The 16,569-nt window shown below is 74.3% G+C and carries 17 protein-coding genes; 9 read left to right on the top strand and 8 right to left on the bottom strand.

The genetic code is table 11. The annotated features are described in order from the left end of the window. Positions 1 to 263: 263 nt before the first annotated feature. The 4 genes from ACIBQ8_RS14545 to ACIBQ8_RS14560 all read left to right on the top strand — a co-directional run bounded on the left by ACIBQ8_RS14545 (position 264) and on the right by ACIBQ8_RS14560 (position 4,969). Positions 264 to 2,066, top strand: a complete 1,803-nt coding sequence (locus ACIBQ8_RS14545) for a protein kinase (protein WP_397192124.1) — start codon at positions 264 to 266, stop codon at positions 2,064 to 2,066. 158 nt (positions 2,067 to 2,224) lie between these two features. Next, positions 2,225 to 2,398: a hypothetical protein gene (locus ACIBQ8_RS14550; RefSeq protein WP_352318817.1), complete on the top strand. Its 174-nt coding sequence runs from the start codon at positions 2,225 to 2,227 to the stop codon at positions 2,396 to 2,398. Between the two features lie 154 nt (positions 2,399 to 2,552). Continuing rightward, positions 2,553 to 3,080 carry a TlpA family protein disulfide reductase gene (locus ACIBQ8_RS14555; protein ID WP_397192125.1) on the top strand — a complete coding sequence of 176 codons (528 nt, stop codon included), beginning with the start codon at positions 2,553 to 2,555 and terminating at the stop codon, positions 3,078 to 3,080. Further along, positions 3,077 to 4,969, top strand: a complete 1,893-nt coding sequence (locus ACIBQ8_RS14560) for an ABC transporter ATP-binding protein (RefSeq protein ID WP_397192126.1) — start codon at positions 3,077 to 3,079, stop codon at positions 4,967 to 4,969. The genes ACIBQ8_RS14555 and ACIBQ8_RS14560 overlap by 4 nt, the downstream gene beginning before the upstream one ends. Here the strand turns inward: ACIBQ8_RS14560 and ACIBQ8_RS14565 are convergent. The 3 genes from ACIBQ8_RS14565 to ACIBQ8_RS14575 form a co-directional block, all read right to left on the bottom strand. After that, complete coding sequence (locus ACIBQ8_RS14565) at positions 4,885 to 5,385, bottom strand: S26 family signal peptidase (RefSeq protein ID WP_397175745.1); 501 nt, start codon at positions 5,383 to 5,385, stop codon at positions 4,885 to 4,887. The genes ACIBQ8_RS14560 and ACIBQ8_RS14565 overlap by 85 nt on opposite strands. Positions 5,386 to 5,453: 68 nt before the next feature. After that, positions 5,454 to 6,167, bottom strand: coding sequence for a TetR/AcrR family transcriptional regulator (locus ACIBQ8_RS14570; protein ID WP_397192127.1), 714 nt, complete (start codon positions 6,165 to 6,167; stop codon positions 5,454 to 5,456). Positions 6,168 to 6,220: 53 nt separating this feature from the next. Then, positions 6,221 to 7,510: a cytochrome P450 gene (locus ACIBQ8_RS14575; RefSeq protein ID WP_397192128.1), complete on the bottom strand. Its 1,290-nt coding sequence runs from the start codon at positions 7,508 to 7,510 to the stop codon at positions 6,221 to 6,223. Positions 7,511 to 7,717: 207 nt separating this feature from the next. Here ACIBQ8_RS14575 and ACIBQ8_RS14580 point away from each other — a divergent pair, with 207 nt between their 5' ends. Continuing rightward, positions 7,718 to 8,617, top strand: a complete 900-nt coding sequence (locus ACIBQ8_RS14580; RefSeq protein ID WP_397175750.1) for a cation diffusion facilitator family transporter — start codon at positions 7,718 to 7,720, stop codon at positions 8,615 to 8,617. Here the strand turns inward: ACIBQ8_RS14580 and ACIBQ8_RS14585 are convergent. Both ACIBQ8_RS14585 and ACIBQ8_RS14590 read right to left on the bottom strand, forming a co-directional pair. Then, entirely contained in the window at positions 8,596 to 9,852 is a 1,257-nt protein-coding gene (locus ACIBQ8_RS14585; protein ID WP_397192129.1) for a DUF3500 domain-containing protein, read from the bottom strand. The two genes, ACIBQ8_RS14580 and ACIBQ8_RS14585, sit on opposite strands and share 22 nt — an antisense overlap. 20 nt (positions 9,853 to 9,872) lie before the next feature. Continuing rightward, a complete protein-coding gene (locus ACIBQ8_RS14590; RefSeq protein ID WP_397175754.1) occupies positions 9,873 to 10,577 on the bottom strand; it encodes a FadR/GntR family transcriptional regulator in 705 nt (234 codons plus the stop codon). 67 nt (positions 10,578 to 10,644) lie between these two features. On the opposite strand from ACIBQ8_RS14590, the gene ACIBQ8_RS14595 reads away from it, so the two are divergent. Together ACIBQ8_RS14595 and ACIBQ8_RS14600 are read left to right on the top strand one after the other, a co-directional pair. Next, positions 10,645 to 11,511, top strand: coding sequence for a fumarylacetoacetate hydrolase family protein (locus tag ACIBQ8_RS14595; RefSeq protein ID WP_397175756.1), 867 nt, complete (start codon positions 10,645 to 10,647; stop codon positions 11,509 to 11,511). A 29-nt stretch (positions 11,512 to 11,540) separates the two neighbouring features. Then, on the top strand, positions 11,541 to 12,371 hold the full coding sequence (locus tag ACIBQ8_RS14600) for an AraC family transcriptional regulator (protein ID WP_397192130.1): 831 nt from the start codon (positions 11,541 to 11,543) through the stop codon (positions 12,369 to 12,371). Here the strand turns inward: ACIBQ8_RS14600 and ACIBQ8_RS14605 are convergent. Continuing rightward, positions 12,364 to 13,278, bottom strand: a complete 915-nt coding sequence (locus tag ACIBQ8_RS14605) for an NAD(P)-dependent oxidoreductase (RefSeq protein ID WP_397192131.1) — start codon at positions 13,276 to 13,278, stop codon at positions 12,364 to 12,366. The genes ACIBQ8_RS14600 and ACIBQ8_RS14605 overlap by 8 nt on opposite strands. A gap of 89 nt (positions 13,279 to 13,367) precedes the next feature. After that, on the bottom strand, positions 13,368 to 14,093 hold the full coding sequence (locus tag ACIBQ8_RS14610) for an MgtC/SapB family protein (protein ID WP_397192132.1): 726 nt from the start codon (positions 14,091 to 14,093) through the stop codon (positions 13,368 to 13,370). Between the two features lie 126 nt (positions 14,094 to 14,219). On the opposite strand from ACIBQ8_RS14610, the gene ACIBQ8_RS14615 reads away from it, so the two are divergent. Then, complete coding sequence (locus ACIBQ8_RS14615) at positions 14,220 to 15,041, top strand: NAD(P)H-binding protein (protein ID WP_397192133.1); 822 nt, start codon at positions 14,220 to 14,222, stop codon at positions 15,039 to 15,041. Between the two features lie 128 nt (positions 15,042 to 15,169). Next, a complete protein-coding gene (locus ACIBQ8_RS14620; protein ID WP_397192246.1) occupies positions 15,170 to 15,550 on the top strand; it encodes a DUF664 domain-containing protein in 381 nt (126 codons plus the stop codon). Here the strand turns inward: ACIBQ8_RS14620 and ACIBQ8_RS14625 are convergent. Beyond that, positions 15,543 to 16,454: an alpha/beta hydrolase family protein gene (locus ACIBQ8_RS14625; protein WP_397192134.1), complete on the bottom strand. Its 912-nt coding sequence runs from the start codon at positions 16,452 to 16,454 to the stop codon at positions 15,543 to 15,545. The genes ACIBQ8_RS14620 and ACIBQ8_RS14625 overlap by 8 nt on opposite strands. Between the last annotated feature and the right edge of the window lie 115 nt (positions 16,455 to 16,569).

The following is a 16,569-nucleotide window of genomic DNA, read 5'->3' on the forward strand; positions in this document are numbered from 1 at the left end:
GCTCGCCACGGCCCAGGCCGCCACCGCTGTTCCGCTCAGCGCCGCCACGCGCGGTCCCCTCGCCGCGCGGCCTGACCGGCAACCTGGCGTGGCGTGGGCGGGCAGGGCGGTCACGTAGGCGTGCGGCAGGTCGTGCGTGGTGGCCGCCGGACGTCCCGAGTGCGCCGACATGGAAGGCGCACGGCTACAAGGTTTCGTAGTGACTTGACCCACTGTGTCGGACACTGGGGCGATCTGCCCGGCCAGCGCTAGGGTGAGATCTTGTGCAGGCGCTCACGCCGGAAGACTTAGCCCGGATCGGTCCCTATCGGCTGGTCGGCGTGCTCGGACGAGGCGGTCAGGGAACGGTCTACCTGGGTCAGGGCACCTCCGGCGAGCAGGTCGCGGTCAAGGTGCTGCACGCCGATGCCGCGGCAGACGAGCACGCGCGCCGCCGGTTCCTGCGCGAAGCCGAGGCGGCCCGCCGGGTTGCCCCGTTCTGTACCGCGCGGGTGCTGGACACGGGCCTGGTGGGCGGACGGCCGTACATCGTCAGCGAGCACATCCCGGGGCCGTCGCTCGACCTGCTGGTCAGGACCGAGGGGCCGCGGTCGGGGAGCGGGCTGGAGCGGCTCGCGGTGGCCACGCTCACCGCGCTGGCGGCCATCCACCGGGCGGGGATCGTCCACCGCGACTTCAAGCCGCAGAACGTGATCATGGGTCCTGAAGGGCCCGTGGTGATCGATTTCGGGATCGCCAGGGTGACCGCCCTGACGGCCACGCACAGCGTGGTGGGCACTCCCGTCTACATGGCGCCCGAGCAGTTCGGCGGAGAGCCGATCACCCCGGCCGCCGACCTGTTCAGCTGGGCGACTTCCATGATCTACGCGGCCACCGGGCGGCAGGCCTTCCGCGGGGACGCCCTTCCGGTGATCATGCACGCCGTCCTGACCCGCGAGCCCGATCTGTCGTCCGTGCCGCGGGAACTGCGTCCGGCGCTGGCGGCCTGCCTGGCCAAGGACCCCGCGGCCCGGCCGGGCGCCGCCGCCCTGGTGCGCCGCCTGACCGGCGACGAGTCTCCGCCGGCCGCTCCCGTCGCTCCCGCGGCGCACGCGACGACGGGCATCCCGGAGGCCGAGCGGCCCGCCCTCCGGCCGTACCCGCCGACGCGGGAGCACCTCCCTCCCGGCCCGGCGGACCCGCACGGACCGCCTGGTCAGGACGTCCTGTCGCCGCCGCCTGCCGGAGGCGGCGACGGGGGCCGGTCGAAGAGGGTGGGCCTGGCCGTCGGCGCTGGAGCGGTCGCTCTGGTGCTGGTCGTGGTGGGCGTACGGGCCGTGGTCAAGAACACGGTACGGGGAGCGCTGCCGACCGGCCGCCCCTCCGCCGCCGCCTCCTCCCGGCCGAACCCCTCAGAGACGCCGGCGCCCTCCCAGACGCCCTCCCAGACGCCCTCCCAGACGCCGTCACAGACACCGTCGCAGACGCCCTCCCAGACGGCTTCGGAAAAGCCGAGCGAGGCCGAGTTCACCCCCGCCGACCTCGACAAGGAGAGCACGGACCCGACCCCCGTCACGGCAGACGCCCTCCTCCCGCAGTCCTTCACGAGCGCCGAGGGGGTGCGTTTCAGCCGTAAGGCGGCCGGGGTGGAGGACTGCCCGAGCCCGTGGCCCGTGGCCAGGGTCAAGTCCGCCCTGCGCAAGGCGCGCTGCGACGACATGGCCGTGGGCGTCTACGTCAGCTCGGGCGCTCCGAAGGGACGCATCATGGCGACCGTCTGGGTCGTCCCGCTGAAGGACTCGGGCCGGGCCGGCGCCGCCTACTCAAGGCTCAGGAACGTCTACGCGCAGGAGTGGGGCATCCGGTGCCCCCGGACAGGGCCGGGGTCGACCGGCATCTGCTACACGTCGAACTGGTGGGACGTGCAGCTCTACTCGTGGACCGGGCGACGCGGCCGGTACGTGATCCGCACCCTGGCCGTCTACACGAACCTCACCAGAGCCGCCGGCGCGGCCAAATGGCTCAAGGACGCCTCGCGCGCGGCGTTCGAGAACTCCGGCCCCCTGGTCCACCAGAACGGACAGTGAACGAAACCGACGGCCCACGTGCGGATAAAGATCAGCCCGGAAATGTCAAGATCACTTGCTGCTCAAAGTCATCTCCAGTCTCAGCCGATCTGTCCGTTAACTCCGGTCTCTTGCTGGGCGACGTTGATCGCGTAAAGATCCCCACGCAAGGAGCTGCCATGATCCGCGCACTCAACCAGCTGGGAGACCGCCTCCTCGACAAACTCCTCCCCTCGGCGAACGCCTCGGCCGCGTGCTGGACCGACTGGTGCTGCCAGGGCAAGTTCTGCCGGACCTGCTGCTACCACGACTCCAGCGGCACGGTCAGCTGCGGCAGCTTCGACTACTGCTGACGGACGCCCCTCCCGATCTCCCATGACAGCCATCTGCCGGCGGTCCCCGGGACGGTGCGGGCCGGCGTGCTGCCGGCCGGCACCGTCCTGGTGGGGTTTCGACGACCTCGCCGGCCTGTTCGCCGCACAACCGCGTCACCCCTGAGGAGCCCGCATGCCCTATCTCGTCGCCGCCGTCGTCATCGTCGGACTGTTGTGCCTGGTGAACCTGGTGTTGACGCTGGCGGTGATCCGCCGCCTGCGCGCGCACACGCTGCGGCTGTCGGAGCTGGGGCCGACGCGTCCTCCGTCGGTGCAGCCGGGCACGACGATCGGCGAGTTCAGCGCGGCCACCGCCGACGGCGGGACCGTGTCGCGCGCGTTCTTCTCGGGCGTCTCCGTGGTGGCGGTGTTCTCCACCGAGTGCGCGTCCTGCCACGAGCTGCTGCCGGAGTTCACGTCCTACCTCGCCGAGACGCGTCCCGAGCGGGTGCTGGCCGTGGTCACGGGCGACCCGGACGAGGCCCGGCGGTTCACCCGCGAGCTGACCTCGGCCACCGTCGTCGTGGAGCCGATGGGCGGCCCGGTGAGCAGGGCGTTGCAGGTCTCGCAGTTCCCCAGCTTCTTCCTGGTCGACGGCGACGCGGTGGTCGTGGCGGCCGAGGCCGCCCCGGGCAGGCTGCCGGCGGTCACCCGCCGATGACCCCTCCCGCCGGGCCCGGCGGCGTATCCCGGGGGCGGCGGGCGCGCGCGGCCGTGGCGCTCGCCTGGCGGGCGCATCCGGCCGCCGTCCTGGGGTCGGGGATCGCGGTGCTGCTCATGGGGCTGGTCCCGGTGGCCGCCGCGTGGCTGACCAAGCTCGTCCTGGACGGCCTGGCCGCCGGGGCGGGGCCCGCCGAACTGCTGCCGCCGGGCGTGGCCCTCGGCGTGACCGGCCTGGTCGGCGCGGCACTGCCCGCGGTCGCCGAGTACGCCCAGGAGCAGCTCCGCCGCGCGCTCCAGGTGCTGATCCAGGACCGGCTGTTCCAGGCCGTCAACACCCATCCGGGGCTGAGCCGGTTCGAGAACCCGGCCTTCCACGACCGCGTACGGCTGGCGCAGGACGCCGGGCAGAACGCGCCGCAGCGGATCGTCCGCTCGACCCTGGGGATCGCCCAGGGAGCCGTCACCCTCGCCGGGTTCACCGCGGCGCTGGCCCTGCTCGCGCCGGGGATGATCGCCGTCGTGGCGCTCTCCGCGATCCCGTCGGTCCGCGCCCAGCTCGACCTGTCCCGGCGGCGCGCGAGCATGATGTGGGGCGTCAGCTCCAGGGCCCGGCGGCAGATCTTCTTCGCCGGCCTGCTGACCAGCCCCGACGCGGCCAAGGAGATCCGCCTGTTCGGCCTGGGCGACCTGCTGCGCGGCCGGATGCTGGCCGAGCTGCGCGCGGTCAACGCCGCCGAGCAGGGGCTCGCCCGCCGGACCCTGCGCATTCAGGGCGTGCTGTCGCTGGTGGGGGCGGCCGTCGCGGCGGCCGGCCTGCTCTGGGCGATCATCGCCGCCGCGTCGGGCGCGCTGAGCGTCGGCGACGTCGCCGTGTTCGTCGCGGCCGTGGCCGGGGTGCAGTCGGCGCTGGCCTCGATCGTTGGCCAGTCGGCGGACGCGCACAACGCGCTGCTGATGTTCGGGCACTACCTCGACGTGGTGGCCGACCCGCCCGACCTGCCCGTGCCGCGGCGGCCGCGGCCCGTCCCGGCGCTGCGCGAGGGCATCGAGGTGCGCGACGTCTGGTTCCGGTACGACGACGCCCATCCGTGGGTGCTGCGCGGGGTCGACCTCTTCGTCCCCCGCGGCGGCTCGCTCGCCCTCGTCGGCCTGAACGGCGCGGGCAAGAGCACCCTGGTCAAGCTGATCTGCCGGCTGTACGACCCGGTGCGCGGGTCCATCCTCTGGGACGGCGTCGACCTGCGCGAGACGGACCCCGCCGAGCTGCGCGGCCGCATCGGCGCGGTCTTCCAGGACTACATGTCCTACGACCTGACCGCGGCCGAGAACATCGGGCTCGGCGACGTCGCGGCGATCGGCGACCGGGAGCGGGTCGAGGACGCGGCCCGGCTGGCCGGCGTCCACGAGACGGTCGCCGGGCTGCCGCGGGGCTACGACACGCTGCTGAGCCGGATCTTCTTCGGCGACCGGGACGACCCCGAGGCCGGAGTGGTGCTGTCCGGCGGTCAGTGGCAGCGCCTCGCGCTGGCCCGCGCCCTGATGCGCAAGGGCCGCGACCTGCTCGTGCTGGACGAGCCGAGCTCCGGCCTGGACGCCCAGGCCGAGCACGCCATCCACCAGAGCCTGCGCCGCCACCGCGCCGGACGCACCAGCCTGCTGATCTCCCACCGGCTGGGCGCGGTCCGGGAGGCGGACGTGATCGTCGTGCTCGCCGAAGGGCGGATCGCGGAGCAGGGCTCGCACGCGGAGCTGATGGCGCTCGGCGGGGAGTACGCGAGCCTGTTCACCCTCCAGGCCCAGGGCTACGAACCGGCCGCCCCTCCGGACCCGCGGACGGGCGACATCCCCCGCACGACGACGCCGAGCACCCGGTCGAACGGCACGTAACCCCACCTCCGCGAGTCCTCGCTGACCGGCCCGTCACCCAGGACCACCAGCCGGCCCGCCGGGACCGTGTCGCCCGGCGAGGCCCCCACCCGGCCCGCGACCTCGGGCGGGACCGGGTCGCCCGGCACGGCCACCGCCCGCTTGATGAACCACATGGCCGCCCCCGGCGCCGGCAGCGGCCCGGTCCGCCACTCGCCCCCGGGCGGCAGCGTCTGCAGCACCACGACCTGCCCGCGCCCGACGCCCGCCCCCGTCGTCCTGCGGACGAGCACCCGGTCGCCGGTGCGGTAGGTCGGCAGCATGCTCGCCCCGCTGATCCGGACGACGACCAGGCGCCGCCGGGCGGCGACCAGCCCGGCGGTCAGCCCGGCGGCCAGGGCCGCGATCGGGGCCAGCAGGATCAGGACACGCCGCACGACGCCCTCCCAAGTCGATCATCACCGGAGACTGCCGACACTAGCGCCGGATCCTCCCGCCGGACAGGTCAGCTCGCAGCCGGCCGCCTGGCAGGCCCGGGGTGGCCGAGGTGCGGGGGGTGTCCGGGGTGGTCGAGGCCGGCGGTGAGCTGGTCGATCGCCGTGTCGATGCGCCGTCCGAGCAGGGCGGTGTCCGGCGGCCCCGCGGAGGCCGCGGTCTGCCGGAGCCACTGGTCGAGGACGACGCGCAGCGCCGTCAGGGCCGCGGCCGCGCACAGCAGGGGATAGCCGGTGTCGCCCGGACGCCCGGGGGCGGGGTGGCCGATGTGCTCGGCGATGGCCTCGGCCAGGGCCTGCTCCTGCGCCGCGAGCACGGCCAGCTGCTGCGGCACGAGCGTGGGCGCCGACCGGACGAGCTGCAACGCCCGGACGTGGTCGCGACCGGCGGCCTCGCTCTCGTTCATGACCGTCAGCACGGCCGCGCGGAAGGCGCGCAGGACCGGCTCGGTGCGCGGCCGGGCCCTGAACCGGGCGACGAGCTCCTGCGCGGCGGCGGCCAGCGAGGCCACGACCGCCTCCTCCTTGCTGGAGAAGTAGTTGAAGAACGTGCGCAGCGCGATGTCGGCCTCGCCGGCGATCTGCTCGACGGTCACGTTCTCGACGCCGTGGCGCAGGGCCAGCCGGAGCGCCGCCTCGCGGAGGGCGGCGCGGGTGGCCTGCTTCTTGCGTTCGCGGCGGCCGGGCGACGCGGGCTCCCCGCCGCCCGATGCGAGCTGAACCACCCCGGCCTCCTCTGCCACGGTCCTCATTATGGGCGAGGGCGCCGGCCGCCCGGTCAGGACCAGGCGACGGGCAGGGAGTGCACGCCGAAGACGAGCATCTCGTCGCGCACCGGCACCTGGCCGGCCGGGACGGCCAGCCGCAGGTCCGGCAGGCGGGTGATCAGCTCCTTGAAGCCGATGCGCATCTCCACCCGGGCGAGCTGCTGGCCCAGGCACTGGTGCACGCCATGCCCGAAGGCCAGGTGGGGGACGCGGGCGCGGTTGACGTCGAAGCGGTCGGCGTCGGGCCAGTGACGGGGGTCGCGGTTGACCTCGGGCGTGGCGATCACGACGGTCGCGCCGGCGGGCAGGTCGGCGCCGCCCAGCCTGACGGGCTCGGTCGTGACGCGGCTGACGCCGAGCTGGATGATGCTCAGGTAGCGCAGCAGCTCCTCGACCGCGTTGTCGACGAGGGAGGGGTCCGCCCGCAGGGCGGCGAGCTGGGCGGGGTGCTCCAGCAGGGCGAAGGCGCCCAGTCCCAGCATGTTGGCGGTGGTCTCGTGGCCCGCGCCGAGCAGGACGAGGGCGACGTCCACGAGCTGGGCGTCGGTCAGCGGCGGGTCGGCGTCGTGGACGAGCCCCGACAGCAGGTCGTCGGCCGGCTCGGCGCGCTTGGCGGCGACCAGCCGCTGCATGAACGCGTACAGCTCGACGCCCGCCACGGCCCGCTCCTCGTCGGTGGAGTTGGCGTTCAGGCCGACGGAGGTGCGTTCCTGGAACTCGGCGCGGTCGGCGTAGTCGACGCCGAGCAGCTCGCAGATGACCAGCGACGGCAGCGGCAGCGCGAACGACGGCACGAGGTCGGCCTCCGTGCCGGCCGCCTTCATCGCCTCGATGTGCTCGATCGTGATCTCGGTGACCCGGGCCTCCAGCTCCCGCATGCGCCGGACGGTGAACTGGCCGGTCAGCAGCCGGCGGATGCGCGTGTGCTCGGGCGGGTCCATGAACACGAAGAAGCCGTCCTCGCGGCTCTCGACGGACGGGCCCGCGGGAAGGGCGCCGGCCGCCTGCTCGGCCACCTCGTGCGGCTGCAGCGACGTGGCCTCGCGGTGACGGATCCGGTCGGCGCTGAAGCGGGCGTCCGACAGGACGGTGCGGGCCTCGTCGAAGCCGGTGACCAGCCACGCCCGCGCGCCGTTGAGCAGCTCCACCGGCCGGACCGGGCCCTGGCCGCGCCGCTCACGCAGGCCCGGCGGCGGGTCGAACGGGCATCCGCCGCGCTCGACCAGGTCGGCGGGCAGGATCCGGCGCATCGCCGTGGGGCTCGCGCCGGGGGAGTCGCCGGTCGGGCTGCGGTCGCTCATCGGCACGTCCTGTTCTCGCGGGGGCGGGCCGTTCCACCCTACAAAGATGCACGACGCGCATCAATGCACGTTGTGCATGTCCATTCGGACGCCGGATCAAGGTGTGCCCGCGGGCCCACGGGGCAAAGGCACGCATCCGACAGCTCACCGGCACGGGAGGAACGTGATGACGCGACAGCCTGGACGAGCACCCGTTGCGGGGCCGGCGTGAGCGGTAAGGGGGGCTCGCAGGAGGCGACCTACGCGGCGCTGGCCGCCAACCTGGGGATCGCCGTCACCAAGTTCGTGGCGTTCTTCTTCACCGGCTCGTCCTCGATGCTCGCCGAGGGCATCCATTCCTTCGCCGACTCGGGCAACCAGGGGCTGCTGCTGCTCGGCCAGTCCCGGGCCAAGCGCGGGCCCACCCCGTCCCACCCCTTCGGCCACGGGCGCGAGCGGTACTTCTACGCCTTCCTGGTCTCGGTCGTGCTGTTCTTCGGCGGCGGCCTGTTCGCCCTGTACGAGGGGTACGAGAAGATCAGCCACCCGAAGCCGCTGGAGAGCTGGCCGTGGGCGATCGGGGTGCTGGTGGGCGCGATCGTCATGGAAGGGCTGTCCCTGCGCACGGCGGTGCGCAACGCCGACCGGGCCCGCGGGGGCCGGTCGTGGCTGCGCTACATCCGCGAGGCCAAGGCCCCCGAGCTGCCCGTGGTGCTGCTGGAGGACACCGCCGCCCTGATCGGGCTGGCCTTCGCGCTCGTCGGGGTCACGCTCACGCTGGTCGTCGGCGACCCGGTCTATGACGGCATCGGCTCGATCGCCATCGGCGTGCTCCTGATCATCGTGGCCGTCACCCTGGCCACCGAGACCAAGAGCATGATCATCGGTGAGTCGGCGTCGCCGGAGGTCCAGCGGGCCATCGAGGAGGCCCTGCGCGAGGACGACGCCGTCGCCTCCTTCACCCGCCTGCGCACCCTGCACCTGGGCCCGGAGGAACTGCTCGTGGCCGCCCGCGTCACCGTCGCCGAGCAGGGGGACGCCGTCGCAGAGGCGCTGGCCAAGGCCGAGGAGCGCATTCGCGAACGCGTCCCGATGTCCACGGTCGTCTACCTCCAGCCCGAGCCCTGATCCTGCCACTGCCGCACCCACGAGCGGCCGTAGTCGTTGCCGTGCGGCGTGCGCAGCACGGTGTGGACGTGGAACGGCTTGGGCGTGTCGTAGTCGAGGAAGACGCCGCAGTGGTGGTCGAGCTCGGCGACGATCACCGGTGACTGCAGCCGGTAGTAGAAGACGTCCCCCGGCCGGTGGCCGCCGATCCAGCAGAACCAGGTCTCGTCGAGGTGCGCGGCGATCTCCCGCACCCGGGCGGCGCGCGGCCCTGCCGGAAGCAGGCCGACGAACGACTCCGCGACGGCCAGCGCGTGCTCCCGGGCGGCCGGGGGCATGGCGGCGACCCGCACCCCCTCGAACGGGATCACGCGGTTGTCCTGGAACGCCCCGGCCAGGTGGCGTTCGTCCCCCGGGTGCACCCGTCCCTCGGGCATCGCCGGATCGACCATGCGCTCGTAGACGACGGCCTGCCGGCGTTGCTCCTCGGGCAGGGCGGCCATCAGCCGGAGGCCGCGGGCGACCCGGTCGGCGAACAGGTCGCGCAGGCCGGCGTGCGGACCGGCGTCGATCTCGTCGGGCTCGGCGCCGAGGAACACCGGCGACAGCGCCATGCGGCCCTCGACGACCAGGCAGTTGAGCGCGCAGTGGTGGCCGTAGAGCTGCCAGCCCCAGGGGGCCCGCGGGCCGGGCGTGCCGTAGAGGGCGAAGTTGTAGCTGAACTCGTTGAGTATCGTCTCCAGGCCGACGACCTCGCCCAGGAAGCCGTTGACCCGCATCACCGCCCGGACGAGCCGGCCGCCCTCGGGCGAGAGCGAGGCGTCCACCAGCGCCAGCGCCTTCTCCCTGACGGCCGGCGGCCGCAGGTCCAGCCGCAGGCCGGTGTCGAACTGCATGAACTCCGGGTTGGCCCAGGTCTGCCACGCCACGGCGTCGGCCTCGTGCGAGAGGCGTTCGCGGTCCTCGTCGTCCAGGCAGGCCAGCAGGTCGCGGGCGGCCGACACCATCGCGGCGACCGGCGCCTCCTCTCCGGGGGCGGCCGGTGTCAGCGGGTACAGGCCGTCCCGCAGGACGCCGTCCTCGGTGACGCCGCGGAAGTCGTTCCCGTACAGCGGGGTCCAGCCCTCGATCAGGCCGCCGGTGAACGTCCCCGGTCTCCTGGCCAGCTCGCGGTAGGCGTAGGGGTCGAGGCCGCGTACGCCGGCCAGCCTCGGGTGGTCGTGCGGGAACAGGTACTGGCGGAACTCACCGGGCATGAGGGGCTCTCCGGTCTGTCTCAGACGGTGGTGTTGTGCCGGGCGACGGCGGCTCGTACGGCGCTCTCGTCGCCGGCCGCGATCGCCTCGACCAGGTCGGCGTGGATCTGGTGGCGCAGCTCGCGGTACCCGGCGCCGGCCGCGTCGTCGGGACGCGCGGACGCGGCCCCCAGATGGCCGAGCGTGCCGAGGTAGACGGCCCGGGCCATGGCGTTCGGGCTGATGGCGGCGATGCGCTCGTGCAGGGCCCAGTTGGCGCGCATGAAGGCGTCCCAGCCGGGCGCGGCGCGCAGCCGCCGCAGCAGGCGGCGCAGGTCGGCGACGTCCCGGCGGGTGCGATGACGGGCGGCGCCGACGTCGATCAGCTCCTCCAGGTGGTCGCGCAGCTCGACGGCGTCGGCGACCGTGCCCGGCTCCTCGGCGACGCCGAGCAGGGTGTGCCGCAGCCGCACCACCGGGCCGGGATCGGCGACGAACAGGCCGCCGCCGCGGCCCGGCCGGATCTCCAGCACGCCGCGGTCGCGCAGCAGCCGGACGGCCTCGCTGACGGTGGCGTAACCGAGGCCCGTCTCCGCGCGCAGCGACTCCAGCGTGCCGACCGGCTCGCCGGGGCCCAGCCCGCGCGACCTGATCCGCTCGTCGAGCGCGGCGGCCAGCCGCTCGGCCCGCGTGCCAGCGCCCTGCCCGAGCGCGGGCGGTTGTCCGGGCGAGGAGAAGTAGGGCATAGTCCGGATCCAACCACAAAACCTGCGAACCTTTAGCAGGTTTTTCGCCGCCTTGAGGAGATGAGCGATGAGGATCGTCGGGATCCGCAGGAACGCCGCCGGAGGCGTCGAGGCGGGCGCGCTGTCGGACGACGGGACCGAGGTCACCGTCCTCGCCCCGCTGGAGCGGTTCTGGGCCGGCGCGGCCGCCTTCCTGGCCCGCGAGCCGGCCGGCGAGCGCGTCCCGGTCCCGTCGGTCACCCTCGTGCCGCCGGTGCTGCCGGAGGCCCGGGTGATCTGCGTCGGGCTCAACTACCTCAGGCACGTCGCCGAGGGCTCCCACGCGGGGGAGGGCGTGCCGCCGCACCCGACGCTGTTCGCCCGCTGGACGCGGTCGCTGACCGTGGGCGGCGTCCCGGTGCCGGTGCCCTCGGGCGAGGACGGCCTGGACTGGGAGGGCGAGGTCGTCGCGTACGTCGGCGCGCCGCTGGTGGACGCGGGCCCGGAGGAGGCGCTGGCCGCGGTCGCCGGCTACTCGGTATTCAACGACCTCACCGCGCGCAGGGCGCAGAAGCTCACCAGCCAGTGGATCCTGGGCAAGAACGCCGACCGTTCCGGCCCGCTCGGCCCGCTGGTGCCCGCGTCCGAGGTCGGTGACCTGCGCGACGGGCTGCGGCTGCGGACCCGGGTGAACGGCGAGGTCGTCCAGGACGGGCGTACCGACGAGATGGTCTACGGCGTCGGCGACACGCTGGCCCTGATCTCGCGCACGTTCACGCTGCGGCCCGGCGACCTGCTGGCCACCGGCACGCCCGCCGGGGTCGGTTACGCGCGCACCCCTCCGTGGCTGCTGCGGCCCGGCGACGTCGTCGAGGTCGAGGCCGAACGCCTCGGCAGTGTGCGCAACCCGATCGTCGGCAACGACGCGCGGGCGCTGACCGAGCCGGAGGGGTGAACCGCGGCCCGATGGCCGACACTGGGGTGGTGGAGACACGACCTGTCCGCGGCGGGGCGGGGCGGCCGGGGCACCGGCTGCGCTTCGGCCCGGCCGCCGAGGGCATCGAGCGGCTGGCGGCCTCGCTCGTCGGCGAGGCGTTCGCGCCCCACCGCCACGACACGTACGCGATCGGCGTCACGCTCGCCGGCGTGCAGACCTTCCGCTACCGCGGCGAGCTGCGGCGATGCCTGCCGGGGGAGTGGCACGTCCTGCACCCCGACGAGCTGCACGACGGGGCCGCGGGCACCGACGCGGGCTTCGGCTACCGGATCTTCTACGTCGATCCGTACCTGATCCAGGAGGCGCTGGGCGGCCGGCCGCTGCCGTTCGTCGCCGACCCGGTCGTGCGGCCGGAGGGGATGTCGCCGGCGCTGCTCGCCTGGCTGCGGCACCTGGACGAGCCCCTGGAGGAGCTGGCCCGGCTGGAGGTCGCGCTGCTGGTCGCGGCGGCCCTGGAGCGCCACGCCGACGTCCCCGTCCGGCGGCGGCGCGACCCCCTCGCGGTCGAGGCGCTGGCACGGGTGCGCGAGCTCATCGCCGCCGACCCCGCGACCCGGCACCCGGTGGCCGAGTTCGAACGCGTCTCGGGCCTCGACCGCTGGACGATCGCCCGCCAGTTCCGCGCCGCCTTCGGCACCAGCCCGACCCGGTACCGGACGATGCGCCAACTGGACGTGGCCCGGCGGGCGATGCGCGGCGGCCTGCCGCTGCGGGAGGCCGCGCTGCGGGCCGGCTTCGCCGACCAGAGCCACCTGACCCGCATGTTCAAGCGCGCCTACGGGCTCACCCCCGGCGAATGGACCGCGGCCCTCACCTGACGCCCGGCGCGTCCACGGCGGCGCTCGCCCGGCGGCCGTCGGTCCTGGCCTCGATCGCGCGGATCACGGCCACCATGTCGAGCGTGCCGTGCCCGAGCGCCAGGGTCTCGGCGAACAGCGCGTGGCAGACGTCGATCAGCGGCGAGGCCACGCCCGACGCCCGCGCCGCCCCGGCGATGAGCCGGTTGTTCTTCAGCACGTCGGCGATGGCCGCCTGGGCGGTGAGGTCGCCGTCCAGCAGCTTGCGGACCTTCCCGCGCGACACGTCGCTGGCCATCGGGCCCGAGTCGAGCACCTGGGCGAACCTGTCCAGGTCCAGGCCGTGCCGGGCGGCGAAGTGCGCGGCCTCGGCCAGGCCGCTGACCATGGTGATCAGGAAGATGTTGACCGCCAGCTTCATCAGCAGGCCGCCGGGCACCGGGCCGCACGCGATCGTCCCCGCGCACATCGGCGCGAGCAGGGGGCGTACCCGCTCGACCGCCGCGGGCTCGCCGGCCAGCATCGCGACCAGCCGCCCGGCCTCGGCCGGGCCGCGCGAGCCCGACACGGGCGCCTCGACGTAGTCGCCGCCGGCCGCCCGCACCGCCGCGCCCAGGTCCGCCGACCACGCCGGGGACGTCGTGCCCATGTGCACCACGATCCGCCCGGCCACCATGGACGCGAAGCGCGGCGTGCCGCGCCCGAGCACCGCGTCCACGGCGGCCTCGTCGGCCAGCATGAGCAGCACGACCCCGGCCCGCGCGAACACCTCCTCCGGGCTCGCCGCCACGTGCGCGCCGGCCGCCCGCAGCGGCTCGCACCCGGCCGCCGTACGGTTCCAGACCACGACCGGCGTGCCCGCCCGCACCAGGTTGAGCGCCATGGGCCGGCCCATGATCCCCAGTCCGATGAATCCCGTCACGGCCATCCGCCCTCCCGCTCTCCGTGTCCCGCCGCCACCGTTGTAGCGGCAGCGACGGGCTGCGGTCTTGAACGGTTGTGCGGCCCCCGCCGGCGTCAGGGCGTGGTGACGTCGAGGTCGACGCTGGAGACGCCGAGCACGCCGTCGATCTCCAGCAGCTCGGTGATCAGCACCTCGACCGGCCCCGCGCCCTGGACGACGAGCCAGATCGAGATCGACTCCCGGTCCTTGCGCGGCTGGTCGCGTTCGAGGGTGAGCTCGGCGATGACGAAGCCCCTGTCGCTGCACAGCGCCAGCACCCGCCGCAGCGCGCCGTGGCGGTCGAGGTAGGTCAGGTGCAGGCGCGACTGGGCGTACTTCGAGCGGGGCAGCCGGGCGCTGAGCGGGGTGAAGGCGAACAGCACCAGGAAGTGGCCGGCGGTGACGGCGACCGCCAGCAGCCACAGCCCGGCCCCGGCGGCCATGCCGACCGCGCAGGTCAGCCAGACCACCGCGGCGGTGGTCAGGCCGCGCACCGCGTCCCGGCGGACGAAGATCAGGCCGCCGCCGATGAACCCGATGCCCGACACGATCTGCGCGGCCACCCGGGACGGGTCCAGCGTGACGTGCTCGCCCAGGACGTCGGCGAAGCCGTACTTGGACACCAGCATGATCAGGGCCGAGGCGAAGCCGACCAGCGTGTGGGTGCGCAGGCCGGCGCTCTTCTGGCGGATCTCGCGTTCGAGCCCGATGGCGGCCGACAGCAGCAGGGCCAGGCCCAGTTCGCCGAGCTGGGCCCATCCCTGCCCGGCCAGTGCCGTCGCGGCGTACGCCGTCCCCATTTGCCCAGATGTCCCCGGCGTGCGCGGGGTTCACACCTCGCGCCAACCAAGTTAGTTGCCTGACTCATTTTCTGTGCTACGGTTCTTCTCAGTCAGGCAACTAACTAATGACCGAGGAGAACCACCATGTTCGTCGTCACGGGTGCCACCGGGAACGTCGGCCGCGCGCTGGTCGGCCTGCTGGCCGAGGAGGGCCTGCCGGTCACCGCCGTCGCCCGCCGCGTCACGCAGGCCGAGGTGCCGCCGGGCGTCCGGGCCGTCGCCGCCGACCTGGGCGACGCCGAGAGCCTGCGTCCGGCCCTGGCGGGGGCGGAGGCGCTGTTCCTGCTGGTGGCGGGGGAGGACCCGGAGGGCGTGGTCGCGGCGGCCGGGGAGGCGGGCGTGCGCAGGATCGTCCTGCTGTCCAGCCAGGGCGCCGGGACGCGGCCGGGGGCCTACCCGCACGCCGTCCGGTTCGAGGAGGCCGTCCGCGGGTCGGGCCTGGCCTGGACGGTCCTGCGTTCGGGCGGCATGGCCTCCAACGCCTACGCCTGGGCCGAGCCCGTACGCCTGCACCGCACCGCCGAGGCCCCCTTCGGCGACGTCGGCCTGCCCTTCGTCGACCCCGCCGACGTCGCCGCCGTGGCGGCCGCCGTCCTGCGCGAGGACGGGCACGACGGGGCGACGTACGTGCTGACCGGCCCCGAGGCCACCACCCCGCGGGAGCGGGCGGCGGCCATCTCGGCGGCGCTGGGCGAGCCGGTGCGCTTCGCCGAGCAGACCCGCGAGGCCGCCCACGCCCAGATGGCGCAGGTCATGCCGCTGCCGGTGGTGGAGGGCACGCTCGCCATCCTGGGCGAGCCCACTGCCGACGAGCGGAGCGTCAGCCCGGACGTCGAGCGCGTCCTCGGCCGCCCCGCCCGCCCGTTCGCCGCCTGGGCCGAGCGCAACGCCGCCGCCTTCCGCTGACCGGCGGCGACGGGCGCGGCAGCACGGCGGCTGTCGGTCTTGTCGGTGGCGGGTTCTACGGTGGACCGCATGACCGACAGCGACACCCCCTGGGAGCCCTGGTCGAAGACCACCTGTCCACCGTCAGGCTGACCGGCGCCCCGCTCGGTGAGCCCTGGGAGTCGGCCGGCTGGGACGGCCCCGACTGGCCGTTCACCTCCGCCGCGCACGACAGCCCCGCCGACCTCTACGCCCTGTGGGACGTCGCGGTCGAGCGCTCACGCGCCCGGATCGGCGCGGCGCTGGCCGACGGCGGCCCGGCGCGGCTCGTCCACCTGTCCTGGCCCGACGGCCGGCACGCCAGCCTGCGCCGCCTGCTGTGCGACCTCATCGAGGAGTACGGCCGCCACACCGGCCACGCCGACCTCCTCCGCGAGGCCGTCGACGGCCGGGTGGGCGAGGACCCGCCGGCCGGCTGGAAGCCGGTGACGGCGGGCGTCACCGGCTCCGGAGCCGCACCCGTCAGGTGATCGGGCAGGTGTCGCGGTACTCCTCGATCGCGGTCCCGCGCGGGGCGGGGCACAGGAACTGGTCGTAGCGGGTGTCGTCGTCGACGAACCGCTTCAGCCAGGCCACCATCGACTTGGCCATCGTGGTGTTGGTGACCTGCGGGAAGAAGTGCGTGGCGCCGTTCAGCTCCAGGTACGCCTTCTCCACCGGAGACGGGATCGACTGGTAGAACAGCTCCGAGTGGGTCGCCACCGGCGCGATCGTGTCGGCCTCACCGCCGATGATCATCGTCGGCACCCGGAGGCCCGACCAGCTCTTGGTGAGGTTCCACGGCGCCAGCGGCACCGCCGCCTGGAGCGACGGGCGCGCGTCGGCGGCCTCCAGCGTGCCGCCGCCGCCCATGGAGTGACCGGCCACCGCGAGCCGGGAGGCGTCGATCCTGCTCCGCACGACCGACGGGCTGCCCGAGGTCAGGTAGTCCAGCGCGGCCAGGAGCTGACGGCCGCGGCTGGCCGGCTGGTCGTAGATCGTGATGGTGTCGATGCCGATCACCACGAACCCGTGCGAGGCGAGCCGCGGCCCCAGCCAGGCGAGGCTGGACCAGGTCGCCGTGTAGCCGGGCGAGATGGCGATCGCGCCGAAGGTGCCCTGGCTGGTGTCGGTCGGGTAGTAGACCGTCCCGCCGCCGAAGCCGGAGACGCTCAGCCGCGAGACGCCGAGCTCGGCGGTCGCGAACGGGCCGCGGGCGGCTTCCAGGATCGCGCTGGTCGGGTCGGGGCCGCGCTCGTACGGGCCGGCCGCGTGGGCGGCCGGCGCCGCCGCGACGCCGCCGGCGAGCAGCGTGACGGCCAGGGCGAGCTTGGTGAACGTTCGCGCGCCGAAGTGGGGGGTGGAGAGCTGCACGTCGTCGAACTCCCTGCTCATCGGGGAATGACTGCTGTCTGTCGCCATTGTCGGGACGCGCGGTCAGCCGTGCATCGGTGAAATCACCGGTCTCGTGCCGCGCGCCGCCCGGTTCAGGCGCTCACCCCGAGATCGC

Source organism: Nonomuraea sp. NPDC049646, assembly GCF_044465525.1.
GTDB lineage: Bacteria > Actinomycetota > Actinomycetes > Streptosporangiales > Streptosporangiaceae > Nonomuraea.

What these genes read in the sequence shown, in the direction of transcription:
- ACIBQ8_RS14585 (WP_397192129.1), bottom strand. Translation starts at nt 9,852, where the DNA reads ATGCCCGGTGAGTTCCGCCAGTACCTGTTCCCGCACGACCACCCGAGG.
- ACIBQ8_RS14595 (WP_397175756.1), top strand. Translation starts at nt 10,645, where the DNA reads ATGAGGATCGTCGGGATCCGCAGGAACGCCGCCGGAGGCGTCGAGGCG.
- ACIBQ8_RS14575 (WP_397192128.1), bottom strand. Translation starts at nt 7,510, where the DNA reads ATGAGCGACCGCAGCCCGACCGGCGACTCCCCCGGCGCGAGCCCCACG.
- ACIBQ8_RS14555 (WP_397192125.1), top strand. Translation starts at nt 2,553, where the DNA reads ATGCCCTATCTCGTCGCCGCCGTCGTCATCGTCGGACTGTTGTGCCTG.
- ACIBQ8_RS14615 (WP_397192133.1), top strand. Translation starts at nt 14,220, where the DNA reads ATGTTCGTCGTCACGGGTGCCACCGGGAACGTCGGCCGCGCGCTGGTC.
- ACIBQ8_RS14625 (WP_397192134.1), bottom strand. Translation starts at nt 16,454, where the DNA reads ATGAGCAGGGAGTTCGACGACGTGCAGCTCTCCACCCCCCACTTCGGC.
- ACIBQ8_RS14610 (WP_397192132.1), bottom strand. Translation starts at nt 14,093, where the DNA reads ATGGGGACGGCGTACGCCGCGACGGCACTGGCCGGGCAGGGATGGGCC.
- ACIBQ8_RS14590 (WP_397175754.1), bottom strand. Translation starts at nt 10,577, where the DNA reads ATGCCCTACTTCTCCTCGCCCGGACAACCGCCCGCGCTCGGGCAGGGC.
- ACIBQ8_RS14605 (WP_397192131.1), bottom strand. Translation starts at nt 13,278, where the DNA reads ATGGCCGTGACGGGATTCATCGGACTGGGGATCATGGGCCGGCCCATG.
- ACIBQ8_RS14560 (WP_397192126.1), top strand. Translation starts at nt 3,077, where the DNA reads ATGACCCCTCCCGCCGGGCCCGGCGGCGTATCCCGGGGGCGGCGGGCG.
- ACIBQ8_RS14550 (WP_352318817.1), top strand. Translation starts at nt 2,225, where the DNA reads ATGATCCGCGCACTCAACCAGCTGGGAGACCGCCTCCTCGACAAACTC.